The sequence below is a fragment of the Bacillus sp. UNC438CL73TsuS30 genome, assembly GCF_000482325.1.
GTDB lineage: Bacteria > Bacillota > Bacilli > Bacillales > Cytobacillaceae > Neobacillus.
Genome location: NZ_AXVA01000011.1, coordinates 67,868 through 93,796 on the forward strand (window position 1 = coordinate 67,868; position 25,929 = coordinate 93,796).

23 protein-coding genes, 2 tRNA genes and 4 other RNA genes are annotated in these 25,929 nt (G+C 38.7%); 22 read left to right on the forward strand and 7 right to left on the reverse strand.

Annotation, left to right across the window (positions count from 1 at the left end):
- Nucleotides 1–5 precede the first annotated feature (5 nt).
- The 4 genes from M028_RS29435 to M028_RS0104855 all read left to right on the forward strand — a co-directional run bounded on the left by M028_RS29435 (nucleotide 6) and on the right by M028_RS0104855 (nucleotide 3,065).
- Nucleotides 6–680 (forward strand): hypothetical protein, encoded by a 675-nt coding sequence (locus tag M028_RS29435; protein ID WP_026572900.1) that lies wholly within the window; start codon nucleotides 6–8, stop codon nucleotides 678–680.
- Nucleotides 677–1,771, forward strand: a complete 1,095-nt coding sequence (locus M028_RS0104845) for a Ger(x)C family spore germination protein (protein ID WP_026572901.1) — start codon at nucleotides 677–679, stop codon at nucleotides 1,769–1,771. Before M028_RS29435 ends, M028_RS0104845 begins: the two co-directional genes overlap by 4 nt.
- Before the next feature lie 260 nt (nucleotides 1,772–2,031).
- Nucleotides 2,032–2,496, forward strand: a complete 465-nt coding sequence (locus M028_RS0104850; RefSeq protein WP_026572902.1) for a DUF3291 domain-containing protein — start codon at nucleotides 2,032–2,034, stop codon at nucleotides 2,494–2,496.
- Nucleotides 2,497–2,681: 185 nt separating this feature from the next.
- The gene (locus tag M028_RS0104855) at nucleotides 2,682–3,065 is read left to right on the forward strand and encodes a VOC family protein (RefSeq protein ID WP_026572903.1); all 384 of its coding nucleotides are present in this window, start codon (nucleotides 2,682–2,684) and stop codon (nucleotides 3,063–3,065) included.
- 196 nt (nucleotides 3,066–3,261) lie between these two features.
- Here the strand turns inward: M028_RS0104855 and M028_RS31415 are convergent, their stop codons facing one another.
- The gene (locus M028_RS31415) at nucleotides 3,262–3,918 is read right to left on the reverse strand and encodes a MerR family transcriptional regulator (protein WP_026572904.1); all 657 of its coding nucleotides are present in this window, start codon (nucleotides 3,916–3,918) and stop codon (nucleotides 3,262–3,264) included.
- Nucleotides 3,919–4,218: 300 nt separating this feature from the next.
- Between M028_RS31415 and M028_RS0104865 the strand changes: the two genes are divergently transcribed.
- Nucleotides 4,219–4,977, forward strand: a complete 759-nt coding sequence (locus M028_RS0104865; protein WP_026572905.1) for a cyclase family protein — start codon at nucleotides 4,219–4,221, stop codon at nucleotides 4,975–4,977.
- A gap of 69 nt (nucleotides 4,978–5,046) precedes the next feature.
- Nucleotides 5,047–5,140: signal recognition particle sRNA small type (gene ffs / locus M028_RS31915), an RNA gene on the forward strand.
- A gap of 346 nt (nucleotides 5,141–5,486) precedes the next feature.
- Here the strand turns inward: ffs (M028_RS31915) and rnpB are convergent.
- An RNA gene (rnpB, locus tag M028_RS31920) (RNase P RNA component class B) lies at nucleotides 5,487–5,870 on the reverse strand.
- Nucleotides 5,871–6,136: 266 nt separating this feature from the next.
- Here rnpB and M028_RS0104870 point away from each other — a divergent pair.
- The 4 genes from M028_RS0104870 (at nucleotide 6,137) to ffs (M028_RS31930) (ending at nucleotide 6,792) form a co-directional block, all read left to right on the forward strand.
- Nucleotides 6,137–6,227, forward strand: a tRNA-Ser gene (locus tag M028_RS0104870).
- 9 nt (nucleotides 6,228–6,236) lie between these two features.
- Nucleotides 6,237–6,601, forward strand: a transfer-messenger RNA (tmRNA) gene (ssrA, locus tag M028_RS31925).
- A 35-nt stretch (nucleotides 6,602–6,636) separates the two neighbouring features.
- Nucleotides 6,637–6,708, forward strand: a tRNA-Asn gene (locus M028_RS0104875).
- An RNA gene (ffs, locus tag M028_RS31930) (signal recognition particle sRNA small type) lies at nucleotides 6,708–6,792 on the forward strand. The genes M028_RS0104875 and ffs (M028_RS31930) overlap by 1 nt, the downstream gene beginning before the upstream one ends.
- 585 nt (nucleotides 6,793–7,377) lie before the next feature.
- Here the strand turns inward: ffs (M028_RS31930) and M028_RS0104880 are convergent.
- Together M028_RS0104880 and M028_RS0104885 are read right to left on the reverse strand one after the other, a co-directional pair.
- The gene (locus tag M028_RS0104880; protein ID WP_026572906.1) at nucleotides 7,378–8,202 is read right to left on the reverse strand and encodes an ABC transporter permease; all 825 of its coding nucleotides are present in this window, start codon (nucleotides 8,200–8,202) and stop codon (nucleotides 7,378–7,380) included.
- Nucleotides 8,203–8,228: 26 nt separating this feature from the next.
- A complete protein-coding gene (locus M028_RS0104885) occupies nucleotides 8,229–8,996 on the reverse strand; it encodes an ABC transporter ATP-binding protein (RefSeq protein WP_081810655.1) in 768 nt (255 codons plus the stop codon).
- Nucleotides 8,997–9,483: 487 nt separating this feature from the next.
- Between M028_RS0104885 and M028_RS0104890 the strand changes: the two genes are divergently transcribed.
- Both M028_RS0104890 and M028_RS0104895 read left to right on the forward strand, forming a co-directional pair.
- Nucleotides 9,484–10,377 (forward strand): TauD/TfdA dioxygenase family protein, encoded by an 894-nt coding sequence (locus M028_RS0104890; protein WP_026572908.1) that lies wholly within the window; start codon nucleotides 9,484–9,486, stop codon nucleotides 10,375–10,377.
- Nucleotides 10,378–10,486: 109 nt separating this feature from the next.
- Nucleotides 10,487–11,482 carry an ABC transporter substrate-binding protein gene (locus M028_RS0104895; RefSeq protein ID WP_026572909.1) on the forward strand — a complete coding sequence of 332 codons (996 nt, stop codon included), beginning with the start codon at nucleotides 10,487–10,489 and terminating at the stop codon, nucleotides 11,480–11,482.
- 115 nt (nucleotides 11,483–11,597) lie between these two features.
- Here the strand turns inward: M028_RS0104895 and M028_RS0104900 are convergent, their stop codons facing one another.
- Nucleotides 11,598–12,593 carry an LLM class flavin-dependent oxidoreductase gene (locus tag M028_RS0104900; protein ID WP_026572910.1) on the reverse strand — a complete coding sequence of 332 codons (996 nt, stop codon included), beginning with the start codon at nucleotides 12,591–12,593 and terminating at the stop codon, nucleotides 11,598–11,600.
- A gap of 18 nt (nucleotides 12,594–12,611) precedes the next feature.
- Nucleotides 12,612–12,896 carry a DUF3219 family protein gene (locus tag M028_RS0104905; RefSeq protein WP_026572911.1) on the reverse strand — a complete coding sequence of 95 codons (285 nt, stop codon included), beginning with the start codon at nucleotides 12,894–12,896 and terminating at the stop codon, nucleotides 12,612–12,614.
- A 214-nt stretch (nucleotides 12,897–13,110) separates the two neighbouring features.
- On the opposite strand from M028_RS0104905, the gene spxA reads away from it, so the two are divergent.
- From spxA to M028_RS0104920, 3 genes are all read left to right on the forward strand, one after another.
- A complete protein-coding gene (spxA, locus tag M028_RS0104910) occupies nucleotides 13,111–13,506 on the forward strand; it encodes a transcriptional regulator SpxA (protein ID WP_026572912.1) in 396 nt (131 codons plus the stop codon).
- A gap of 110 nt (nucleotides 13,507–13,616) precedes the next feature.
- Entirely contained in the window at nucleotides 13,617–14,030 is a 414-nt protein-coding gene (locus M028_RS0104915; protein WP_026572913.1) for an RrF2 family transcriptional regulator, read from the forward strand.
- An 84-nt stretch (nucleotides 14,031–14,114) separates the two neighbouring features.
- On the forward strand, nucleotides 14,115–14,456 hold the full coding sequence (locus tag M028_RS0104920) for an IDEAL domain-containing protein (protein ID WP_026572914.1): 342 nt from the start codon (nucleotides 14,115–14,117) through the stop codon (nucleotides 14,454–14,456).
- A 126-nt stretch (nucleotides 14,457–14,582) separates the two neighbouring features.
- On the opposite strand, the gene M028_RS0104925 is transcribed toward M028_RS0104920, so the two are convergent.
- A complete protein-coding gene (locus tag M028_RS0104925) occupies nucleotides 14,583–15,671 on the reverse strand; it encodes a GerAB/ArcD/ProY family transporter (protein ID WP_026572915.1) in 1,089 nt (362 codons plus the stop codon).
- Between the two features lie 408 nt (nucleotides 15,672–16,079).
- Between M028_RS0104925 and M028_RS34030 the strand changes: the two genes are divergently transcribed.
- The 7 genes from M028_RS34030 to M028_RS0104960 all read left to right on the forward strand — a co-directional run bounded on the left by M028_RS34030 (nucleotide 16,080) and on the right by M028_RS0104960 (nucleotide 25,873).
- Nucleotides 16,080–16,376 (forward strand): heterocycloanthracin/sonorensin family bacteriocin, encoded by a 297-nt coding sequence (locus tag M028_RS34030; protein ID WP_081810656.1) that lies wholly within the window; start codon nucleotides 16,080–16,082, stop codon nucleotides 16,374–16,376.
- 318 nt (nucleotides 16,377–16,694) lie between these two features.
- Nucleotides 16,695–18,653 (forward strand): putative thiazole-containing bacteriocin maturation protein, encoded by a 1,959-nt coding sequence (locus tag M028_RS0104935; protein ID WP_026572917.1) that lies wholly within the window; start codon nucleotides 16,695–16,697, stop codon nucleotides 18,651–18,653.
- Nucleotides 18,653–20,593: a TOMM precursor leader peptide-binding protein gene (locus M028_RS0104940; RefSeq protein WP_026572918.1), complete on the forward strand. Its 1,941-nt coding sequence runs from the start codon at nucleotides 18,653–18,655 to the stop codon at nucleotides 20,591–20,593. The genes M028_RS0104935 and M028_RS0104940 overlap by 1 nt, the downstream gene beginning before the upstream one ends.
- A 21-nt stretch (nucleotides 20,594–20,614) precedes the next feature.
- Nucleotides 20,615–22,207 carry a SagB family peptide dehydrogenase gene (locus tag M028_RS0104945; RefSeq protein ID WP_026572919.1) on the forward strand — a complete coding sequence of 531 codons (1,593 nt, stop codon included), beginning with the start codon at nucleotides 20,615–20,617 and terminating at the stop codon, nucleotides 22,205–22,207.
- 281 nt (nucleotides 22,208–22,488) lie between these two features.
- Nucleotides 22,489–23,160 carry a DUF975 family protein gene (locus M028_RS0104950; RefSeq protein WP_035423803.1) on the forward strand — a complete coding sequence of 224 codons (672 nt, stop codon included), beginning with the start codon at nucleotides 22,489–22,491 and terminating at the stop codon, nucleotides 23,158–23,160.
- A 166-nt stretch (nucleotides 23,161–23,326) separates the two neighbouring features.
- Nucleotides 23,327–24,328 carry a macro domain-containing protein gene (locus M028_RS0104955; protein WP_026572921.1) on the forward strand — a complete coding sequence of 334 codons (1,002 nt, stop codon included), beginning with the start codon at nucleotides 23,327–23,329 and terminating at the stop codon, nucleotides 24,326–24,328.
- An 894-nt stretch (nucleotides 24,329–25,222) separates the two neighbouring features.
- Nucleotides 25,223–25,873, forward strand: a complete 651-nt coding sequence (locus M028_RS0104960) for a vWA domain-containing protein (protein WP_026572922.1) — start codon at nucleotides 25,223–25,225, stop codon at nucleotides 25,871–25,873.
- Nucleotides 25,874–25,929: the final 56 nt, after the last annotated feature.

The window sequence follows — 25,929 nt, forward strand, 5'->3', positions numbered from 1 at the left end:
TAATCGTGTTAATCGCTACACCTTTGGTAGTTTTTATATTATTTAAAGCTTTTACAAGTAAATATTTTTATACAGAGCATATTTTAAGAATGTTTCACGATGTGTGGCAAATGCCTAGTTATAGCTCCATATCTGCAGCCACTTATATTTTTATCGGATATATAAATTTGGCCATTATTAACCGCTATGTTGATTCGAAACGAGTTGTTAAGTTTCTATGGACTCTTCCCATAATTGGATTTCTTGTCATTAGCTCCACGTTTTTTGTTCCAATTGCTTTTTTAGGCGTTAATGGGGTTAATGATGTGGTGTTTCCTTGGATATTTATAACGGATTCCTTAAGAATGGAATTTGGGTTTATCGAGCGTGTTCTTTATTTAATCCTCTGTTTGTATCTTTTATTAATATTATTGTTTGGAATATTAACATGGCATATTGGATTAAAGCTTTTAGAGGGAATGTTTAGTAATGACAATAAGCTAAACAACAAAAAGAAAAGAGGAAAACTCTACTCTAGTGCTTTTTTGATATGTTTTGGAATCTTAACGGTTATTTTCCAAACCATTACGAATCAACGAGAATTTTTTGCTATCATTAAGGTTTGGTTAAATATTCGTTTTCCTGCAGAGTTAATGTTAGTTGCTTTAGTATTTTTCTTTTCCTGGAGGCAAAAAACATGAAGTATCGCACCATATTCATTTTAATGTTCCTTTCGTGTTTTTTGACTGGTTGTCAGTTTAATGATCTTGACAAACGTTTTTTTGTGGTTGCCATAGGAATCGATCAATCTAATGATGAAGAAAATCCTTACCGTGTAATAGTGAAATTAGCCATCCCATCAGCACACGTCGAACCTGGGAAGTCAGAATCCCAAATTATAACAAAAGAGTCAAATTCGATTCCAGAAGCCATTAGGATCATCCAATCAATGGTGGATAAAAAATTAGATTTTGGACATTGTAGGTTATTAATTTTAGATAAAAATATTTTATATAAAGATCAATCGACACTGATGAAATGGTTTATTAAACGTCCAGATATACAAGGAATTACATATGTAGCAGTGGGAAAACCTACCGCTGAGAAAGTCCTTTCCTGGAAAGTGCAATCAGAGAGATTGCCAGCAAATGCCCTTGTTTTGTCGTTTAACGAGGTTACGAATAATTCTCCTTACGTATTGTCTGAAATTCTCAATGATTACTATATGAGACTAAGGGAAGATGGAATAGATCCCTATTTACCCATTATTGAACCAATAAAAGGATCCTTTAAGATTAATTCATCCGTTGTATTAAAAGGGAAAAAATTAAAAGTGGAATTAAATCCAAATGAAACAAGAATATTAAATGAACTTCTAAACCCCGATAAAACAACTCTAATAAATGTTGGGAGCGGGAAGGAAGAGTTCTTCATAAATGCTGAACATACAAAAACGAAAATAAAGACTGTAACTCCCAAAAATGGAAAACCATTCGTAGATGTCCAAATAAAAATTCAAGGATTTGTCGAGGAGTCCGAACAAAGCCTCCATCATTTGCGTGATATCCATGAGTATGAAAAAAGAGCATCTATCTTAATTAGCTCAAGAGTAAAAAAGTTTTTTGAACATCTACAAAAACTTGAAGTGGATCCACTTGGACTTGAGCTAAAGTTTCAAGCGAGGAATGGATTGACTAAAAATGTATCTGATGAATGGAGGAACATTTACCCCACCCTTGAATTTCATGTACATTCAGAGATTAAATTAAAAGGGACCGGTTCAATGTATTAAAAAGAGAATTAAATGATGGTTGTCCAAGTAAAAGGAATGGTGAGGCCGTGAGTATTTGAAGCCCCCTTCCTTCATCTTAGGTCTTTTCTTTAAAATACTTCAATACACACTTAGACATAAGTAATGTTAATTAAAATAAAATATGACTCTTTGTTACTTTCTATTTATTTAGCTAACCTGGTGCAGGTTAGCTGAAAATGGAATTTTCACATTTTTCCTTGAATATATTCTAGGAAAAGACTATAGCTGGAGGACTATTTATGGCATTCGTTTCAATCTATACTGTTGGTAGGCTAAATCACCCTCATAACCACCCAGCCACTCGTGAATTTTTTCAAGTGGGAAATGAAGTCTATCGTCAAGCAACTAAATCAGGACTCATAGAGATGTTTTCACCTGAAGGAGTCTCTTTCCCTGAAGATACCGTAAAAGGAGAGGGTTCTCCTATTCTTACACTAACCGTATGGAGAAGCCTTCCATCTTTATATCGCTTTACGTATTCAGGAAAGCATCTGCAAGCATTACATGATAGAAGTAGATGGATAGAATCTTATCCAGAGAAACATCGTTCTTATGTAGTTTGGTGGACAGAAATGGTGAGAGATGTTTCATGGGAGGAGGCATTCAGGAGATACAACCATTATATTCAGCATGGTTCCACTCCTTTTGCATTTGATTTTAAGAATGCATTTAATGAAAAAGGGGAGACGGTATTGATTAAATAGCAGGAGAACGCTTATTAATTGGAAAATTATCCATTCAGAAAAACGAAAGCAAAATAGATTACTCTCGTTTTTAGATTTTATTGAATATATTTTTCGTACTGTGACATAAATTTAATAATTTTCAAAGGTCATTATTACTTTTTGTTGAATTAATAAATTAAAAAGAACATAAAGGTGGAATGTTAATGAATTCTATTGTGTCTCCAATTGCTTGTAAAGTAAATAATGTTTTTATTCACGTTAGTGACCTTAAAAAATCTACGGAATGGTATTGTAGTTTACTAGGATTACCCTTTAATAAGGATGAAGTAAACTCACCTGTGTACAATATCCCTGTTACTTCAGAAACTGGACTTACTTTAGATGACCACACATTTGATCCAGGCTTTAAATTGAATCCTTCAGAACATGTTTTATTTAATTTCTTCGTCAAAGATATTGATGAAGCATACAAATTTATTAAAAACAAAGGGGTAGTAGTTGTTAAAGAAATAGAGCGTATCGGTGATTTTGCTTATTTTAATTTTAAAGATTTAGATGGTAACGTTTTAATGATCTGTAATTGCTAAATGTTATGATTAAAGGGATATTACCCATTGAAGCGGTCTTTTTTCTTTTTGAGCTTCTGAAGGGTGAGAGCTCCTAGTTTAATAATAAACAAGACCTTCAATTGGCGAAAACCAAGCACAAAAGCGAACTGCTGTCATGTTAAGTTGGGGAAGTTACGGAGCATCTGTAGAATGGAGAAGAAATACGTACATTTTTTCATTTCCACCATTGCCACCATTTCTTTTGCTGGGCGGCTGCGATCTGTAATCGGACTTCTTCCTCCATCATCTTACTTCGTTCTACCATCAGGTGCTCTGAACGTTCTACAAACCTTGCAATTTGGTTTATCTTTTCTTCGAGATACGCTTCTCGTACGGCTTTCTCTTTTAAAAGTTTGATTAAATCAAGGTTTATTTGCTCCAAATGTTCCATTCTTTCCAATAGCTCAACATGGTTTCGAGACTGCTCTATTTCCCGATTATCTGTTTTCTGAACCAATTCTGTTAGGCTATCCGATCGATTCTCTTCAGAAACCCTTGGTATCTCTTCTTTAGACATCACTAAAAGCTCGTTAGGATCTTCTAGATCATTCGTGATTTCTACTGGTTCTGATGCTGTATCCGATTTTTTTTGTTCAGAAACGGACGCAATTGCTTCTTCAACAGCTCGTTCCAAAGTGATATCTTCCTGTTGACTGAATTCAATTAATTGGCGGAGGATGTTAACATCTTGATCAAAAAATCCCCGATGTCCTCTAGTATTACGATGAATGTGATACCCCTGCTTTTCCAAGAGATTGGCGTACTTGCGTAAAGTACTGCTATTAATTTTAAGCATTTTTTGTGCATCTCTGGGCGAATACATTTCACTCATAACCTTTCACCTCCGCAATACTTTAGCATCTTAATCCTATGGCTTTTAGTAGGATAACACTCTATCCATTTAAAGTATATCAAGAAAACTATGATAAAATTGTCGAACCAGCAGAGTGTAACCACATTGTAAATAGATTGTTAGGTTAATGAAAGAAACAGTTAATTTAATTGATTTGAATGTTAGATATAGTCTTTTAAACTTGAAAGAAATTTGGAATAGAAAGAGTAACTTACTCGTAGATTTTAAAAGAACTTGTAGTTTTCCTCTAATAAAATTTTTCGTAAGGAGTATTACTATATGAATCGAGCGAATCTACGTATTATTGATTTAAGTGTCCCTCTCGACAATTCTGCAAAGGAGCCCTTTCCACCGGAAATTCACTATGGATCCCATGAGGAAGCTGCACATGTTTTGGGGCTGAAACCTAGCGATTTTCCAGACAGTTCAGCTTGGGCAGTAGAAACGGTTACCTTAACTACACACACAGGGACTCATGTGGATGCCCCTTGGCACTATGCTTCAACTACTGCGGGTGAGCCTTCTAGAACCATTGATGAACTGCCACTTGAATGGTTCTACGGCCATGGAGTTCTGTTCGATTTTAGTGATAAACCACCAGGCTTTGAGATTGAAGTGGAAGATTTTGAAAAACAATTAGAAGAGATGGACTATTTATTACAGCCCTACGATATTATTCTTGTCCGAACAGATGCAGATAAAAAATATTATCAGGAAAATTACGCAGCTGTCCATGCAGGTGTTTCGGCTAAAGCAACTCGATGGCTGATTCAAAAGGGGATTAAGGTGATGGGCACGGATGGTTGGGGGTGGGATATTCCGCTGTATAAACAAGCAGAAGACTATAAAAAGAACCCTCGCGATGGGGTCCTTTGGGCCGCACATTATGTTGGAAAAGAAGCGGAGTATTGCCAAATTGAAAAACTGGCCAACTTAGAATTACTGCCGAAAAGGTTTGGTTTTAAAGTGGCTGTTTTTCCTGTAAAGATCAAAGGAGCAAGTGCAGGCTGGGCAAGACCTGTTGCTATTTTTGAGTAGAGAAATGTGATGAATAAGACTTTTGTACTACCAAAATTTACAGCTATCTTCCAAATTGGTTAGATGTTATATTGTTAATAGTCCAACAAGGACACTAAGAACGGGTCAGGGCGGGAACGCAGCAGTCATAATTCGTGAAATTGTGTGGGCTATTACATAAACTAAACTCCTAAAGTAATCCCCCTAAGTTAGACTGCTTAGGGGTTTTTTGTGTAGGTAAATTTTTCTTTAGAAGGCCGTTCAAGGCCAAATTCTTTTAGAAAAAAGAGAAAGTGTTCTTCATAAAGGCGATGAAGGCCAAATCCCTTCGAAAAAACAGAAAAAGTGGTCTTCAGAAAACAGAAGAAGACCAAATTCTTTTAGTAAAACAAAGAAAGTGGTCTTCGTAAAAGAGAATATGTAATCTGATGCGGGACCAAGATAACAAGGACTATAAGTATGTTAGCACAAAGTGCTAGTCCATCCCGCAATTATTGTGCTCCTATAAATCGATAAAGTGCTCATGAAATGGCTGTAAGCCAGGTTTTGTACTTCCATACTGCAAACGGCAGCAAGCCTCGTACAGGAAGTAGTAGTCATATAACTATCGATCAAAGACCGATTCATCCGTTAGGTTCATTTCCCGCAGGATGATGCCCCTACCTAAATTTGGGTTGCTCGCTCGTGGGGTTTACCCGTTCCACCTTTTCCGTTTCCAGAAAAGTCTCGTCACTGTGGCACTTTCAGGTTATTCTCAGCATATCCAGATAGACTTAGCATGATTTCACCGCCATCAGTCGAACATGTGCGACTGCCCACTCTTGCGAATGGCACGAACACTACAGGCATCTCAGCACTGTGCGAGCCTGGACTTTCCTCAGCTCCTGTAAAAGGAACCGCGACTACTCACCATTTCATGTTTATCCATTTTTTCAAAAGCGACAATTTCTACTATATCATTATAGATAGTAAAAATCATTAGTAGGTTCTTTCCATTGTTTCCAACCATAGTTTATAACAAACGGAAAAAACGTATTATATATAGAAGCTACCCACAATATTCATTTTAAACACATAGGTCTTTTGAACTACCAAAATTTACAGCTAGCTTCCAATTTGGATGGGTGATATAGTTACTCTTGTAAGTTCGTAACGGAGCTTATGCGAAAGGTTTTATTACAGAGAAGTACTCAAGAGGCTGAAGAGGCGCCCCTGCTAAGGGTGTAGGTCGGGTAACCGGCGCGAGGGTTCAAATCCCTTCTTCTCTGCCATAATATTATGGGAATGTCCTTGGTATCGACAGGGATTGTTTGAGCTTATATGGCGAGTCGAGGGCATCGGCCTCGTTAAAACGATAAAGCCTAATAACTGGCAAACAAAACAACAACTTCGCTTTCGCTGCTTAATAACAGACGATAGCGGTTCCACCTTCCATCGTCCATGTGGCAGGGTAAGGGACTCATTCTAAGTGGACTACGCCGAATTCCACCGTCTGAGGATGAAGGAAGAGAATAACCAGACTAGCTGCTTCCATGCCTGTCAGTAGGCTAACGAAGTGAGCCATACCTAATTTTACTGACTACACTCGTAGATGTATAAGTGTCAAGATCTTTGCACACGGGTTCAAGTCCCGTCATTTCCACTAAAATTAATTTAAAAAAGCAAATAACATAGCATTTTTCCGCAGTAGCTCAGTGGTAGAGCTATCGGCTGTTAACCGATCGGTCGTAGGTTCGAGTCCTACCTGCGGAGTTATAGTCCAACAAGGACACTATGAACGGGTCAGGGCGGGAACGCAGCAGCCATCATTAGTGAAATTGTGTGGGCTATTACATAGAAAACTGGCGAGTTTCTTTACTTAGGTTTACAAAAACCTTATTTATAAAATGCCTTACTTACTTGTGATACGGTTCAAAATGAAGTTCTTTGGATTTTTATGATTGAATGCCTTGGTCCTTAATCGATAACCAGCAAAAGTAAAATTAGCGGAGATTTTCCGGTTAAATGAAGATTGGTACTCGTTTTGGGGAAAAATAAGGGAAGATTTTCTGATTATGCAAAGAAAAATCTCCCAATTTCGCATTTTTTGAGCCAATAGGCGAAATCTCTCCGTCTATTTACGCTTTTTTTCATAATAATTTCTAATTAAGCGAAATTTTTCCACCTATTCATCAGCTCGGGTGCTTAAACTGATCAAATGACAGAAGGTTTGATCGCCTTTTTTAATTGAAAAATACTCATTTTATAATAATGATTTCAATTGCTAAGTCTAACTTAATGAAAATTCTAGAAACGTTGATAAATAAAGAAAAAGACGTATGCCAATTCATACGTCTTTTTTTGAGTCATTAAATCAAAAATGGAACCTTTATGCGAATAGAATTTAGCAATTTTCCTTTTATTATAAAAATCGTTTTTAAGTTAAGCCTTAAAACTGTCCTGCCATTTCAGTAAACGATTTTCTAACAAGCGGACAACGGAGTCCGATATTTTTCCTGCTGAGGCAAAAATAATGATTCCTACAAAAACCGTGTCTGTCTGCATAAAGGAACGTGCATCTTGAATCATGAAACCCACCCCTCGATCTGCACCAAGCAATTCAGCGACCACTAAGCACATCCAAGCCGCACTTAAAGCTAAGCGTATCCCAAGTAAGATATTGGGCAATGAGGCTGGAATCATCAGCTTTGTTATTTGCTGGGTTCGGCTGTATTCTAGGATTCGAGCAACCTCGTAGAGCTTTTTATCGACATTGCGAATGCCTAAAAAGGTTTGTAAATAGAGAGGAAAAAAGGCACCTAAAGCAATGAGTAAGATTTTTGATAATTCGCCAAAGCCGAACCACATGATAAAAAGTGGAGTGATCACAAGCAATGGGACGGTCCGCAGCATTTGAAAACTCGGGTTTAAATATTCCTCTGACTTTTTGTTCATTCCCACGATGACACCCATCAATAGGCCGAAAAATCCTCCTAAGACAAAGCCCAGAATTGCTCGGGTTAAGCTTATTTGTAAATGCTTTGCCATCTCTCCTGACTGAACCAGTTCAATAAAGCGCGAACCAATTAAAAGGGGCGAAGAAAATAATTGTGCTGGCAAAATGCCGATTGTACTTAATATCTGCCATAATATCACTACTAAAATAGGGAGGAATATCCCCCGCCAAACAGCCGTATTTTTTGATAATTTGGCTTTCTTTTTCTTCATCGAAATCGCTTTGTTCTGGGTAATCGTTTGTGTCGACATTTCCATCATCCTTTCTAAGTTTTGAGTTAAATGCTCCAATCTTCTAATTCATTGACATGGTGGTCAAGGTATTTCAATATTACGGTTCTATATTCTTGGAATGACTTACTGCTCCTTGTTCTTGGATAACGAAGATCAATCGAAACGATTCCCTTTATCCTTCCGGGCTTAGCATCCATAACAACGACTTTAGAAGATAAAAAGACGGCTTCATCAATATCATGAGTAACTAGCACCATAGTAGTTTGATTTTCGTTCCATATTTCCAACAAAGCTTCTTGAAGATGGTTGCGGGTAAAAGCATCTAGTGCCCCAAAAGGTTCATCTAACAACAGCACTTCAGGATTCCGGAGCAAGGCCCTGGCAATCGCCACTCGCTGCGACATTCCACCGGATAATTGGCGCGGATAGGCTTTTTCAAATCCTTTCAGTTTAACAAGTGAGAGTAATTGGTCCACCTTTGAACGGATTTCAGGATCCTTTAATGACAAGTTACCTGAAATATTCTGTTCTACGTTTAACCAAGGAAACAACCGATGTTCTTGAAAAATAAATCCGCGATCCTTAGAAGGACCATTCACGATTTTTTCACCGATCCTAATCTGACCTTCAAAATCCAAATCCAGCCCGGCAATTAATTTTAATAGAGTGCTTTTTCCGCAGCCGCTAGGGCCAATAATGGATAAAAACTCACCTTGCTTAATTGAGAGATCAAAATCCTCCAAGACATGAATCCTTTCCTGATCATTCCTAAATGTTTTCCTTACGTGGTCAATCTTCACAGCTGACACCATTATCATCATCCTTTCTAAAATAAAAAAAGAGATTCAGCGAAAAGACATTTCTGTCCTTTTGCTGAACCTCTAGAAGACTAGTCGATTCATGCGAATGACTTAATTTACAAAATACCTTATCATGGAATTTATTTGAACGCAACACTTTAAAACCAACTAAATTTATAGGAATAATAAAATTTTAATTGACAGATTATTTTTTTTCCTGTTAAGATGCTTTCATACACAAAACGACTTACCAATTTAATCCATAGTGATAGGAATCCACTAGGCGACTAGAGATTCAACAAAGAGAAGTGTCAACACTCTCTTCGTTGGATCTTTTTTTTATTTATTCTTAAGCCGACTATCCCTCTAGGTTAAATTGGTTATTGAGTGATAGGAGGAGATGAAAGAAGGTAAAAGGGGTTCTATGTTGCTTGAATCGAATCGCAAAGTTCTTATTCGAAAAAAAATCTAACAAACTATTGATTAGGAGGAAAAAGTAATGACAAATCTTCAAGCAAAACAATTAAAAGTAGTACCGGTAGCAGGGAGAATTGGTGCAGAAATTCAGGGTGTTCAACTAAAGGGGGATTTGGAACCAGGTATTTTAAACGAAATCAAACAAGCGCTAAACGAGTACAAGGTCGTATTTTTTAAAGGTCAAAAGCATTTAACCGATGAAAGTCAGGAAGCATTTGCGAAGTTATTAGGAGAGCCATATGTTCATCCCACAGTTCCCGTGAAAAATAATACCAACTATATCTTTGAATTAGATTCTCAGGTAGGGGCAAAAGCGAACCATTGGCATACGGATGTTACGTTTGTCCCAGAAGTTCCTAAATACTCCATCCTAAGAGGGGTGACGATCCCAGAAGTTGGCGGAGATACGGTGTGGGCCAATACCAATACAGCGTATGAAGATCTTCCAGAAGGATTGAGAAAATTAGCAGATACGTTGTGGGGAATTCATTCTAACGAGTATGATTATGCCCAATTTAAACGGAGTGATAGTGAGGTTAATGAGGTTACAAGGAAATACCGTGCTGTTTTTGAATCTACGGTTTTTAAAACAAGACATCCAGTGGTCCATGTTCACGCAGAAACAGGGAAAAAGCATTTGTTGCTAGGAGGATTTGCCGGAAAGTTAGAAGGCTATTCAACAAGTGAATCTGAAAGACTATTAAGTATCTTTGATTCTTATGTGAGTCGCCTGGAAAATACGGTCCGCTGGAAATGGACGGAGGGCGATGTAGTTATATGGGATAACTTGGCCACCCAACACTATGCGGTTGCAGACTACGGAGATTCTCATCGAGTAGTACGGCGCGTAACCGTCGGAAAAAACGTTCCTGTTAATCAAGAAAATGAAGTAAGCAGACTAATTGTTAAGAAATAAATCTCTATTGTTTTTGAAAAAAAGAATTACGGGAGGTTCTGGTGAGGACTCCACACCTTACTGAATCTCTTTTTTTATCATCGTTTGCTACATACGAGGAGGGATCGAGATGGAAAAATATCGTAAGAATGTATCTGGATTTGTATTGACTATTCTTTTCATTTTATTACTAGCAGGCTGCAGTTCATCCATAGGAAAAACAAACGCCCAAAACAAAAATGAACCAGTAGAGGTGAATATTGCGTTAAATGGGAAAATGGGACCATTAGCAATCGCCCGCGAAAAGGGATGGTTTGAAGAAGAGTTTAAGGGATTAAATGCGAAAGTGAAATGGAGTGAATTCACAAGCGGGCCCCCGCTATTAGAATCGCTTGCATCGAATCGTGTTGATTTATCGTTTTTAGGAGATGGAGCGTTAATCGCGGGTATTGATAAAAATCTGCCATTCGAGGTGATCGGGCAAACCGGTACGGGAGAATCGAATGTACGAATTTTAGTTCAAAAAAATGGGGACATCAAGAACATCCATGATTTAAAGGGGAAAACGGTGGGTGTTCCTCTTGGTACAACTGCCCAAGTGTATTTAATTAAGGCTTTGAAAGCAAATGGTTTAACGATTGATGATGTAAAATTGATTAATCTTCAACCGGATGATGCGCAAGCAGCTTTTCAATCAAAAAAATTGGATGCTTGGGCCGCATGGAATCCCTACTATTTAAATAATGTGGAAAAAGGAAATGCGATCGCTCTAGATGTAAACAAAAAAATATTTGCCCCGGGTGCCATTATTGCCCGCAGTGATTTTGCGAAAGGACATCCTGATCTTGTTCAAGCCTATCTACGAGTTTACAAAAAAGCTGCTGATTGGCAAATCGCTAACCCGAATGAAGCATCTAAGATTTATTCTGCTCAAACAAAACTCCCAGCGGATCTTATTTATAAAATCATCACAGCAGAAAAACCATCGATATTTTTTACAGAAGAGTCTATCAACGCACAACAAGAATCCATTAATACCTTGGCTGATGCCGGTTACATCAAAAAATCATTTAGTTATAAAGATCAAATCCACAATGAATTTATTGATAAAGCATTTAAAAAATAACACCAATAAATGATTTAAAAATAAATCGTATTAGCAAACAACTCGAAGTCTGATAAATAGAGGCCTCGAGTTGGGTTGCTTTTATATTCATATTGACTAAATTGTTTTAAAAAGGTTATGAAAAAACTTCCTCGGAAATTAGTTTATAGGACTCGGTCCGATCCCTAGGAGAGTGCGTAATTGTCACAATCATGATCTCATCCACTTTATAGTTAGCTTGTAACTCAATCAGTTTGTTTTTACACTCCTCGGGATTGCCAATAATCATATTCTGTTTCATTTTGGCCAATTTTTCAATTTCTTTCTCAGTGAGTTTATATTCTTTGGCCTCTTGAATGGAAGGAACATATTGCCCAACACCTTTTTCTTTTTGCAATGCCCAAATCAGATTACTCAACGCAATCTCTTCCGCATTTTCAGATGTCTCTGCACAAATCACGGAAACTGTTAATAATACTTGAGGAATTTGACCATGTTTCCTTGGTTGAAAGGAATCTAAATATTGTTGAATTATAGGTCCACCATCATTGTCGCTCATAAACTGCCCAAATGCATAGGCCAAGCCATTTTCAGCGGCAAGTAATGCACTTTTTTTACTTGTACCGAGAATCCATGGCATTGGTGTGATAACTGGTAGAGGCGCGGCAGTAACAGTTGCGTACGTATGGTCTTTAGGAAAATCATGATCAAAAAAATGAATTAATTCTTCTACTAAGTTTGGCATTTTATATACCTGTTGTAAGAAGTTATCAGATAAAGAGTTTGTGACCTCAGCTGAACCGCCTGGTGCACGGCCAATCCCAATATCGATGCGATTTGGAAACAACGTAGCCAGCATATTGTATACTTCTGCTACTTTATATGGTTTATAATGCGGCAATAATACCGCCCCCGAACCGATTCGAATCTTTTTCGTATGTGCTCCAATATAACTTAGCATCACTTCAGGTGCCGAACAGGCAAGGCCTGGTAAATCATGATGTTCGGCAATCCAATATCGAGTGTACCCAAACGATTCTCCAGCTTGCGCAAGCTTCATCGATTCAATTAACGCATCTTGCGCGGTTTGGTTGGAGGAAATGGGTGATTGATCTAATATGCTTAATTTCACCACATCATGCCACCTTTCCTAATTCTTCACTTCAAGTAAAGATAATTGAAACTCTCCAACTTGTCCTTTTTCATAAAGGTTTGTAATAGAAGTAGAATATTGTTGAATCTTTCCTCTAAACGCCAATTCCTTTTCAGGAACTTTAACATCAAAGATTCCTTTGTATAATAAAGTCGTAATGTTATGATATTCCTCACTATTCACTTTAAAATCAATGAGAATTTTAAGTAAGCCGTTCTCGGTTTCTTCTTTATAATTTTCAATATGGATCACTGAATCATATAAGATTATTTCTTTAATCAAAAAATCATCCCCCTGAATAAATATATAAAAAACCATAAAAAAACAGTTGACGAAATGAACTGTAACAATTAAATTTACAGTATAGATCTTTTGCAAATGAGTTGCTTGAGATGAAATTATATAATCTTTGTTGTTAAACTGTAAAGTTTTTTATTACATTTTATAGTCCTGTAGCGTGGAACAAAATAAATTAATTAATGGAGCGTGAAAAATGATGGTGACTTTGTATACAACTACCAGCTGTGCTTCTTGTCGAAAAGCAAAAGCTTGGCTTGAGGAACATCATATAGATTTTGAAGAAAGAAACTTATTATCTAAGCCACTTACAGTTGACGAAATTAAATCGATTCTTCGTCTGACAGAAGAGGGTACGAGCGAGATTGTTTCAACAAATTCAAAAACCTTCCAGGAATTAAATATAAATATTGAAACTCTCCCGCTTAATGAATTTTATCAATTAATCATTGAGAACCCTAAAATGTTGCGCCGGCCCATTATCATGGACGAAAAAAGATTACAGGTTGGATATAATGACGAAGAAATTCGCAGTTTTCTGCCTCGTAAACTTCGCACATTTTTGAACAACGAAATGCAAAAAATGGCGAATTGATTTAAAACAATAGTAAATATTAAATATTTGACAATCCAATCTGTAACGATTAGTATTACAGTACGAAAATGAATGGAAAATAGTTGTGATTGTTTCTTAGGAGGCAGACCATGAACAGTGATTTTACACTCGCCATCCATAGTTTAACGTTTCTTGCGCTGCAGCCGGATCGGATGTCAACCAGTGATGCTATTTCTGAAAGTGCCGGAGTTCACCCGGTACGTATCCGTAAAGTGCTAAGTCTATTAAAAAAACATGGATTTATAAAATCGAAAGAGGGAACGGGCGGCGGCTTTCTGTTTGCTCTCGATTTAAGTGATATTAATCTTTGGGATATATATAAGATTACATCTGAAGGCGCCCTGCAGCCTAAATGTCCTGAATCAAATGCGAAGTGCATTGTTGGCGCCAATATGCAGAATGTCCTATGTAGTATATTTTGGGGAGCAGAAGTACATCTGGGTGAATATCTTAAGGACTACACCATTAAAGAAATTGTTGATCTTATCAATAAAGAAAAATAAGTATCATCCTTGTGATCTTATTTTTCATTTAAATGTAATAAAAAATATTACAGTTTGTTAAAATAATTGAAGAAGGTGAGATAGATGTTATCCAATAATAAGGCAATTTTAAAAACAGGTGATTGGATTAAGGGAAAAGCACGGGATGGGGAATTATTCATTGGTTATATTGAATCACTGTCGCTCGAAATTCCAGAAGAAGTAGTGAAGGTAACAGTGGTCACTAGTGATAATAATGAAATGATCGGAAAAACCATTCCTATTTTAAGGAAGCGGGTAAATAAACTTCCGATTTCTAAAGCGATTAACAAGGAACAAATTCGATTTCTTATTGACTTGGCTTTATCGACAGGGGATGAGGAATGGTTTTTGGAGCTGTCTTCTAAATTAGCCTCAATAAAGCAGCTAGTTAAAGGAGTATATTAAAATCGTTAAATTAGATTCATTAAACCCAACAGAAAAGTTTTAAATAATTCGTTGCAAAATAGCATTTTCCATCGAGGAAAATGCTATCCTATTTTAAAAATGAACAGAGCCAAACCATGGCTCTGTTCATTTTTTCTTCCCCTTCTTCTTCAGTAACACCAGAAATAAAAGAATTGGAATATATCCATAATTCATAAAAAAGGATATACTCCCGGTGAAATTGGCGACCATGTATATTTGTTGCCTTGTTTTAAACAAATTCATTGAGACTAATATGATCAATGAAATAATAAAAACTCCATATTTTTGTTTTAAATTCACCACTCTTTTTACAATGCGGCTAGCACACCAAATAGCAATACAAAAATTAGGTAGAATGATAATAAGCCAATTTGCAACTCCAATGTATTCAAATCTCTCGACAAACGGCATTTCAATGATTTTCCACATCGTCAAAGTGGCCCATTTGTTTTTCTGCAGCTGCTCCTCTGAAAAATAAGAAAACGTTATAAACGTTAGAAGCGTATAGAGAATCGTACTAAATAGGACAGCAAGATGGGCCCATTTCTTTGATTTATCCGGTTGCTTAATGAACGGATAAACAAAAAATAATATTTCATAGCCGAGATAGGTTAGGGACATTTGATAAGATGCCTTTATTAGGTCCATGATTGAGTGGTCAAAGATAGGCAGTAAATTTCTCATATCCCCATAGGGTACCGTAAATAAAAAAGTAAAAAATAAATATGCAGGAAGAACCACTCCAAAGAATGCCACACCTGTTACGGTTCTAAATCCCCCGAAAACGATATAGATGGCTAAACCGCAGAAAGCTAGGGAAAACCAAAAGGTACTAAAATCCTCGAACATCCATACTTGTATGACCTCAATAAATATCCTAAGAGTCGTTATGGCGATCAGAATAAAATACAAAACATAGGGGATAGATAAGAGTTTACCGATTTTCTTTCCATATACGAAAGAATGAGCGGTCAGAATATCCCCATTAACCGTTTCCATAATTTTATAAAGCATCCATACTAAGATATGGATGCTTAAACCGGCAAAAAGAACCGATATCCATGCGTCATATCCTGCAATTTGGGCAATATAGCGCTGGAAACCAAGTGTTCCTACACCAAACTGCATAGAATGGACTAGAAAGAAAACTAAAAAGGGGGATATTTTTACATAATCAGGCACCGATTGTTCCATGGTTTATCCTCCGGTTCTTACATCAAAAAGCGGATAAAAAATTAGGTTTTTATTATTTCCTCAATTGGAATAATTATGAATGTCACACGTTTCTCTGGAAGGAAAAGGTATGTCCAGTTTTTTCGGATTAGTTTATCCGTTCACCCTAACCCCATATCCCGCAACTCCTCAAAATTTAGCTCATCAAGCTTTTTCTCGAGAATTTCAATAATCAAAGGTACTTACTGGAATGAAAACTATAGGCTTTTTCATCGTGAAATAGGCGCTTAAATCAGTAACAGCAACCTAATAAGAATCATAATTTGTTGAAGAGAGTTAACGTAAGATTGGTTGGTTCCATTTACACTTTGTTAAACTCTGGTTTCAGGTGTCCTTAAACCTGATTTTAAACACAAAGGGGAGGAAAAAATGCAGAATTTTCATAATGAGCTGCAAGGGTTGAGTATCGATCCTTATCAAGTTGGTGAATTAGTTCCAATGAATCTACAAAGCTATGATCCGCGCGTGTTTCGCTGTGGAGGTTTCCGCTGTGGGGGCTTTGGTCGTTGTGGGGGCTTTGGTCGTTGTGGAGGCTTTGGCTTCCGTTGTGGAGGCTGCTTCGGTTGTGGAGGCTGTGGCTTTGGTTGCGGCGGCTTTGGTTGTGTCGGATTTAGTTGTTTTGGTATTGGTTTTAGCTGTTTTGGCATTGGTTTCGGATTTATTTAATGGGTTTAGATTCTCGAAAACTGCTGAAAAAAAATATGATTTTGTGAAACAAAGTGCCCCTGCATGTACATGTGCCGCAGGGGCACTTATTTTATCCCGCATTAACGGGCAGTAAGACCCCCACTTCAAGGCTTAGTGGAAACAGGAAGCATGTGTGGGGGATCAACTGCCCGTAAAATCCCGATTGGTTCAACTAACAATCAGTGGGGGATGAAAAAAACCCCCACTGATTGAAGTTTCACCTTATCATATTGGACAAAAAATCGTACATAAACTGATAGTGCGCAAGTAGTTACGATTAGAATAAGGAGGGGCCGAATGACAAATCTTACCTCGTCCTCACGTTTGAAGGCTAAAAGGGATACATTTTTTATCCCGGATCCAAAGGGTGGAGTTTATTTTAGAAATAACCTAAATTCATTCCGATTGGAAGGTCAAACCATCTATCAATGGATTGAAAAATTGTTGCCGATGTTTAATGGGGAACAAACATTGGGAGCCTTAACGGAGGGATTAACAGGACCCTACCGTGACAGGGTATATGAGATTGCAGAAACGTTGTACAAGAATGGGTTTGTTCGTGATGTAAGCAAAGACCTTCCCCATCAATTAAGTCGTCCAGTTTTTGAAAAGTATGCTTCACAAATTGAATTCATTGAGAATTTTACGGAATCGGGTGCTTACCATTTTCAAGAATATCGACAGGCTAAGGTACTCGCTGTCGGCTCAGGGTCCATTTTGGTTTCGTTGGTTTCTGCCTTATTGGAATCAGGGCTGCCCAAATTAAATGTGCTGGTAACTGATACAGTTCCAACCAATAGGCTGCGGCTCCATGCATTGATCCAGAATGCGAGAAAAATTGATTCCGATGTGGAGTTCGAGGAAGTATCCTATCCTAAAGGAGCCGGGGAAAATTTTTGGAAACAAGTAGTTCAGCCCTATGATTGGATTCTGTATGTGTCACAGGATGGAAATCTAAATGAATTAAGGAATCTGAATCAGGTTTGCCAAGAAGAAAAGAAGACATTTCTCCCTGCTATCTGTTTAGAAAAAGTGGGAATCTCCGGTCCGTTAACCCATCCAGAAACAGAAGTATGCTTCGAGTCTGCATGGCGGAGAATTCATCCATCTCTTGTAGAAGCCGAAGGGGAAACACAGTCATTCTCTTCCACCTCTGGAGCGATTTTGGCAAATGTGTCTGCATTCGAATTTTTCAAAAAGGCTACAGGAATCGAAGGCTTAAACCAAAGTAATCAAATTTATTTGCTTAATCTTGAAACGATGGAAGGTGACTGGCTTTCATTCATTTCACATCCCTCGGTAATGTCAAAAAGTTTGAGACCAGTACTGGTTGATGATCTTGATGTAAGACTGAAACAAGAATCTGACAGGAATGAACAAAAGGATTTGCTTGAATATTTCAGTCGATTAACTTCAGAAGAAATCGGTATTTTTCATACCTGGGAGGAACGAAATTTACCACAGCTTCCGCTTTCCCAGTGCTATGTTCAGACCGTTAACCCTGTGTCAGAGGGACCTGCAGAACTACTGCCGGAAGTTGTCTGTTTAGGTCTGACACATGAAGAAGCCAGAAGAAATGCCGGATTGACCGGTATTGAAAGGTATGTTTCAAAAATGATTGATTCACCTGTTTATGGGTTTAGAAATCAGACAGGACATGTTCATGCGAGTCTTCCAGAAGGTTTTATTGGTATTGGTTCAGGAGAAAACATCGCTGAGGCTGTTTGTCGAGGGCTGCAAGCCTATCTGGATGAAGAATTGAAAAATAGAAAAGGGGATCACCTGAATACGGTTAAGGGTGTACAAATGGGAGCCATAGAAGATAAAAAATGCCGATTTTATTTGAATGCCCTTACTACCTTAAACGGTTCACCTGCCATTGGGTTAAAAGAGGACGTACTTGGATTCCCTGTGGTTTGGGTAAGATCAAAGGGCTGTTGGTACACAGGGGTAGGTTTAAATCCAACCTTGGCATTACAAAATACATTGCAGCAAGCACTTTTGGATGCGCAAAACCAGAAGAATGCCGTAGAGAGACATGAGAAGGAGTCTATGATTTACCTCAAAAAAAATGAAAATAAACTCGAAATCCCTTCTTGTGAGGAAATGACACAATTGGAGCTGTTACAATCTTCCATTCAGGTCTTAAATCGAAACAGCAAACAACTATTGGTTTATGATCTGTCGATTGAGCCGTTTTTAAAACAAGAGTTGGCAGGGGTGTATGGTGTGCAGGTACGAGAGGGGGATTCATAATGACTGCACAGATTCTCATTGACGGAGACGGTTTATTAGCAGAATATGTCTTCGAGCAATTGTCCGCTACCTATCAAGTTAGACGTCAAAGCATGAATGAAGAAATTCCCGAAGAAGCAGAATTGGCTCTAGTGCTCGACGATGCTTGGCATCCATCCAAACATCGAAAAGCGGATGAGAGATTCAAGGCCGCCGGTATCCCTTGGCTTCGGGCTTTCGTTTCGTTTGGTGAGGGAATCATAGGTCCTTTCGTACGGCCCGGGACTTCGGGATGTTCCCACTGTGCTGATAAACGGCGCTTGCTTGCCGGACCCGACCGGCTTGAAATGTCGAAGATTCAGGCAAGATTGACAGCAGGAGCGGGGGTCACGTGTGATGCATGGTCTTCTAGAACGGGATTATCGCAAATGGCCATATTCATCCATAACGAAGTGCAGAAAGTTCTACAAGGAGATTCCTCGCCCTTAGAAGAAAGGATGTTCATTACCAATCTGAAAACGTTAACGAACTCCCGTCATTTTTTCTTGCCTGATCCATTGTGCCCGATTTGCAGTCCATTACCTGAAGACTCACCAGAATTAGCTCAAATTAGGTTAGAGTCCAGTCCTAAAATAAATGGTGAAGGGTATCGCTGCCGCTCGATGGATGAATTGAAAACAGTGCTAGTAGATGACTATCTGGATTTTCGTACTGGCATCATGAATGGAAAAATAGAAGATTTCAGGCTTCCATTTGCAGATGTTTTGGTTAATATGCCGTTGTTTGGAGCGGACGAGGGAGTTGCTGGCCGTACTAATTCATATGAAATGAGTGAGTTAACAGCGATTTTGGAGGGGTTAGAGCGATATTGTGGAATTGAACCTCAAGGTAAAAGGAAGAAAGTTCGTGAAAGTTATCAGCATTTAAAGGAAGTAGCATTAAATCCAGCAAGGGTAGGATTTCATGACCAGAATCAATATGCAAAGCCTGGTTTTCCATTTAAACCGTTTCATCCTGATCAACCAATGAATTGGGTCTGGGGTTATTCCTTCATGCAAGAACGTCCTATACTTGTTCCGGAGCTGCTTGCTTACTACAGTTTGGGCAATGGGGAGGGTTTTGTTTATGAAACCTCCAATGGATGTGCATTAGGAGGGAGCTTGGAGGAAGCCATCTTCCATGGCATTATGGAGGTCGTCGAGCGCGATTCCTTCTTGTTAACCTGGTATGCACAGCTGCCCCTTTCACGTCTTGATCTCTATTCTGCTAACGACAAAGAATTAGAGTTAATGGTTGACCGTATACGTGAGGTGTCGGGATATGACTTATATTTTTATAATTCGACAATGGAAAACGAGATTCCTAGTGTTTGGGCAATAGCCAAAAACAGAAGATCAAAGGGTGTCAACCTCATTTGTGCAGCAGGTGCGAATCCTGATCCTGTAAGAGCAGTAAAAAGCGCGATTTACGAGCTCGCTGGAATGATGGTTAGGCATGACGAAATATTGGAGAAAAACCGGCAGAAATATGAAGAAATGCTCAAAAATCCATTTGCCGTCCGGAACATGGAGGACCATGGCCTGCTATACGGTCTGCAGGAGGCAGAGAAACGGCTAAGCTTTTTATTGGATGATCAGCGGCCATTACGAACGTTTGCAGAGGAATTTAAACAGCCTCCGGTGCATCCCGATTTGAAAGATGATCTCCAGGATATTCTTCAGAGGTTTCGCAGTTTAGACCTTGAGGTTATTGTGGTAGACCAAACGACACCCATTACCAAACGGAACGGTTTATACTGTGTAAAGGTGTTGATTCCTGGTATGCTGCCAATGACATTCGGACATCACCTTACTCGTTTCAAAGGGCTAGAAAGGGTCCTCCAAGTTCCAATGAAACTTGGATATTCCAAACAGCCGTTGTCGTATGAACAGCTTAATCCCTATCCTCATCCATTCCCATAATGAAAAGTAGGAGGTGTAAGAGTGAAGCTTGAAACCTTTCTGCATCATCTTCACTTTGATACGGAAAAACTTGCTCCGCCAGATTGGCAAGTGGATTGGGAGGACGCACCACTTCCCTATAAACTGTACCGCGGCTTACCAGAGATTCCCCTATCAGGAGATGTTCCGTTAACTCTCAGGGAACGAGTTGCTAAGGCAGATCCTGGACTGGAGGAGCTCGGGACTTTCTTATGGTATATATACGGGCTTACTCATTATGCACAATTCGCTCAATCTGCCTTCATAGAGGGGACTGAGGAAAATAATGCTGTAAGCTATGCCCAGTTATTCCGGAGATTTGTACCGTCTGGAGGTGCATTGTACCCGAATGAATTATATGTGTATGTAAAGCTGGAGGATGTACCACAGGGGATTTACCATTACGATGTGGCACATCACCGCCTCCTATTGTTGCGGGAAGGAAATTACGATTCCTACTTATCTAGAAGTCTTGGAAATTGTGATGTTTCAGACTGTTTCTGTACTGTTTTTGTCTCGACGGTTTTTTGGAAAAACTTCTATAAATATAATAATTTTTCCTATAGACTCCAAGGATTAGATGCCGGCGTGTTAATTGGGCAATCGTTAGAAGTCGCGGGTAGGATGGGGTTCTCTTCACGGGTATGTTACCAATTTCTTGACCGCTCTATCAATCGTTTACTTGGGCTATCTGAACAGGAAGAAAGTGTATATGCAGTGGTCCCATTATCTATTCATCCATCTATTTATTGTGTTGACAACGATCATGAAGAAGAAAGTGTTTCGGCCGTTGAATTATCCCAGGAAGTGCCCTTGCTAAAGCATGAAACCTATAACCGTTCTAAGAGAATCATTGATTACCCGATGCTAAAAGAGATGAATGAAGCATCGATGCTAGAAACGACACAGTCATTTGTAAAGATCATAAAAGAGAGAAGTCGTGGCAGCAATTCCTTAGGTGCAGAGTTCATCATGCTGCCATTTACCGAGACCCTCTCATACGATCTTGCATCCGTTTGTAGGGAGAGGCGTTCTCCCGATCTTGATTTTATAATAGGGAAAGTTAGTCAAATACAACTATCCACTTTGTTAAAAGAGACTTTTTCCTTCTCTTATCAGAATGACCTAGACGACACCCATGGGGGGCCGGAGACTCGTGTTTCTTTGTATGGCTGTTTTTATAATGTAGAAGGAGTTCCAAATGGCACTTACTCGTATGATCATAACACTCATGGACTTTGCAGAATCACGCAGGGAGATTTTCGGGAGTATTTACAAAATGGATTAACAATGCCCAATTTAAATCTGTTTCAAGTGCCGCTCTGCCTGCATGTCGTCGGAGACAAAAATCACCTCAAGGAGAAATTGGGGTATAGAGGATATCGGATCCAACAGATGGAAGCAGGCATTCTCTTACAACGTTTGCTCTTGGTTTCGTGTGCTTTAGGAATGGGGGGCCATCCACTGCTAGGATTTGATGTCAACCAGTGTGATGAACTTTACAGAATCCATTCGAAAGGAAAAACCAGCTTAATCCAAATCCCTGTCGGTCCTTACCGTCCACGTGCCTGGTTAAAGGGGAGTTTGCTTAGCTAGGTGAGACATGGGGACTGTGTAAAAAAACATAAGTGTAGTTAGGGCCTTTATAGGCTCTTTTTGTTTGGGATATTTGATATCCATGCTGCAGAAACGAGAATATGAAGAAGTAAAGGTATAAATCAAAAAAGCATGACATACATTCTAAAAAAATGTAAAATTGGAAATTGGTTACTATAATTTTGTTAGTTTAAAATAATGATAGGCAGTGAGGTATAAAAAACTTGCCATTTATTGCTTATGATTATTTGCAAATTCCGAGAGAAAAGGAGTACAGAAAATTGAATTTAAGTATTTCAGAAATCAAAAGACAGGCAAAATTATCTTTAAAAGGAAAATGGGGATTAGGTGTTTTATTAACATTCATTCTATTCCTTCTCAATTTTTTATTACCTACACTGGTTGAAATGATGATGAGCGGCGGTCCTGCTGAATGGATAAAGCAGGAGGATACATCGCCAGGAGGAAGTTTTGTAAGTACCCTCATTACGATTGCGCTCATTCCTTTTACGGTTGGTGTGTATTGGTTTTATTTGTCATTGGTAAGACTAAAAAATCCGGAAATTTCTTATGCTTTTTCGATCTATAAGGATGGAAAAACATCCTTTAAAATGATCGGTGTATCTATTTTACAAGGTCTATTTGTGTTTTTGTGGTCCTTATTACTGTTTATTCCCGGTATCATTAAAAGTATTGCTTACTCTCAAACCTATTACTTATTACGAGACCACCCAGAATATTCGGTGCTTGAGGCAATCACAGAGAGCAGAAGAAGAATGAACGGGTACAAGTGGAAATATTTCTTATTGGGACTAAGTTTTATTGGCTGGGGTATTCTTTGTTTGTTCACATTGGGAATTGGGTTCTTGTGGTTGGTTCCTTATGTCTCAACATCAATGGCTGCATTTTATAATGAAATCATTGATATTCAGGACAAAGACATAGATTATTAAGCATTCATCCTATCCTAACATCCAAGAGTGGCTGAAAAGTCATTCTTTTTTCATGCAAAAAAATCGATAGAATCAAGAATTACGAGGTGTTCGATTTTAAAATTCCTTTCATTCTTTAGGATTGTTAGAATATAAAAAAGATCTTTTATTGGAAAGGAAATAAATTATGCCATTAGAGATTGTTCGCCAGGATATAACGAAGATGAAGGTTGACGCGATTGTAAATGCTGCCAATACAGCACTGAAAATGGGCGGGGGTGTATGTGGCGCTATATTTCGTGCCGCAGGCGCTAGGGAGTTACAAGAGGCTTGTAACAAAATCGGGGAATGCAAGGTAGGAGAAGCTGTTATTACGGAGGGATTCCAACTGGATGCAAACTATATCATTCACACACCCGGTCCCATTTGGCAAGGCGGATCACGCCAGGAAGCAGCTCTGTTAAAGGCATCCTACTCTCATTCCTTGGAGCTAGCTAAAAAGTATCAATGTGAATCAATTGCCTTTCCGTTAATTTCAACCGGTATCTACGGCTATCCAAAAGAGAAAGCCTTGGAAATTGCCGTTTCCACGATCAGTTCATTTTTATTACATCATGATTTACTCGTGTATCTCGTTGTTTTTGACAAAAACTCTTTTGGTTTAAGCCAGAAGTTATTTACCTCTATTCATCAATATATTGATGAGCACTATGTAGAGGAAGTCGAAAAAGTGTTCCAACGTACCAGAGAAGAACCATACATATTCGAACAACGCCAAGTAATCGAAATTCTTCAGCAGGACGTCTATAAAGAAGCAGAGGAATCATTACTAAACCTATTGGATCAACTCGATGAATCTTTTTCCGAACGGCTGCTTCGCTTAATCGATGAAAAAAGAATGACGGATGTTGAGACCTATAAACGGGCAAATCTAGACCGGCGGTTGTTCTCAAAAATCCGGAATGCTGTTGATTATACTCCCAAAAAGAAAACGGCCGTTGCATTAGCCATTGCATTGCAACTGGATTTTGAGGAAACGAATGATCTGTTGTCTGCAGCTGGGTATACTTTGTCACGAAGCAGTAAATTTGATGTCATTATTGAATACTTTATTCATCAAGCGAATTTCAATATTCATGAAATCAATGAAGCTTTATTTGCCTTTGACCAACCCTTACTTGGTGCTTAAAATGTCGCTTTAATAATTCACCGTGTCAATTTATTGTAATATTATTAATGTTTGGTCTTTGCAACAATTCTGTTTATTTCCGCTCCAGGCACTTCGCTTTCCGCGGGCGTGCCGGGGAGCCTCCTCGTCGCTTCGCTCCTGCGGGGTCTCCCCAGCCCCGTACTCCCTCAGGAGTCTTCGTGCCTTCCGCTCCAATCAACAGGTGTATTCAACAAAGTTTTTCCAACCCCATAAATATTTATAGTAAGTGGTGAATTTAATTTTTAGGCCAAGAAGAGTTTCGCCAAAGTGAATATGAATTTGTGTCTATTGATGGATTAGATTCAGATAACCACCTTCTTTGTTTGATTGACAAATCTATTGATTTTTCGTCTCATCTTGAAAAAGTAAGTCGGAATAATGGCTTTATAAATTTATAAAAGAAAAAATTAAGTGAAGCTTCCCAGTCTCTAAGAGCTCTGTATTGACTTCCCTATTGCCGGTAACGGGGATTGAAGAAAACTAGTGAACAGGTTATTACTGCAGCCTGCCAAAAGGTATTGAAGATTACAACGCAGTTAACAAGGTTTGAAAAAGTGTGTTGTAATACTTTGTTTGCCCCCTGTTGATTGGAGCGGAGGGCACTCGACTCCTGCGGGATAAAGAGGTCACTGGAGACCCCACAGGCGCATGCGCCGAGGAGGCTCCAGGACCTCCCCGCGGAAAGCGAGTGACCGTAGCGGAAATCAACAGGCCCGTTGGCAAGGAGAATCAATAATTTAGGTTTTAGATTTGACAAAATAAAAAATTGCCGAGAAAATTACCTTTTTCGATAATCTATGTCGCTTTTAAAGCGACCATTTCTGATTGGATTATTGTTATCCTTTGTTTATCAAAGAACGGAGGATGATCAGGATGAAAAAGAATTTAACCGAGTTAGTGTTTATTTTAGATAAAAGCGGCTCCATGGCTGGGCTTGAGGCAGATACGATTGGCGGCTATAATGCGATGCTGAAGAAACAACAAAAGGCGGAAGGGGAAGCCGTTGTTACCACTGTATTATTTGATCATGATATTGAACTATTGCATGACCGGATTCATGTGAAAGGCATCTCTCCGATTACCGATGAAGATTATGAAGTGGGGGGTACGACCGCACTATTAGATGCCATCGGTTTTACGATTCAAAAAATCGTGAAGGTGCAAAAGAAAACAATGGAAGAGGAACGGGCTGAAAAGGTACTGTTTGTGATTACTACAGATGGCATGGAAAATGCCAGCAGGGAGTTCTCGAGGGAGAAAATCAAAAAAATGGTGCAGCATCAAAAAGAGAAATATGGCTGGGAATTCCTATTCCTCGGAGCCAATATTGATGCCATCTCGACTGCTGCTCAATTTGGAATCAATGAGGACTTCGCGGTTGATTATCATGCTGATAAGATCGGAACGGAAGTAAATTTTGAAGCGGTAAATGATGCCGTGAGCAACCTTCGAAGTGGCAAAAAGCTTGATCGAACCTGGAAAAAAGGAATTGAAAGTGATTTTAACGGGCGTACAAAAAGATAATTGTAAAGAAAGACCCTTTTGACTACATCTAAATATCATTTGTAAATGTCCTAACG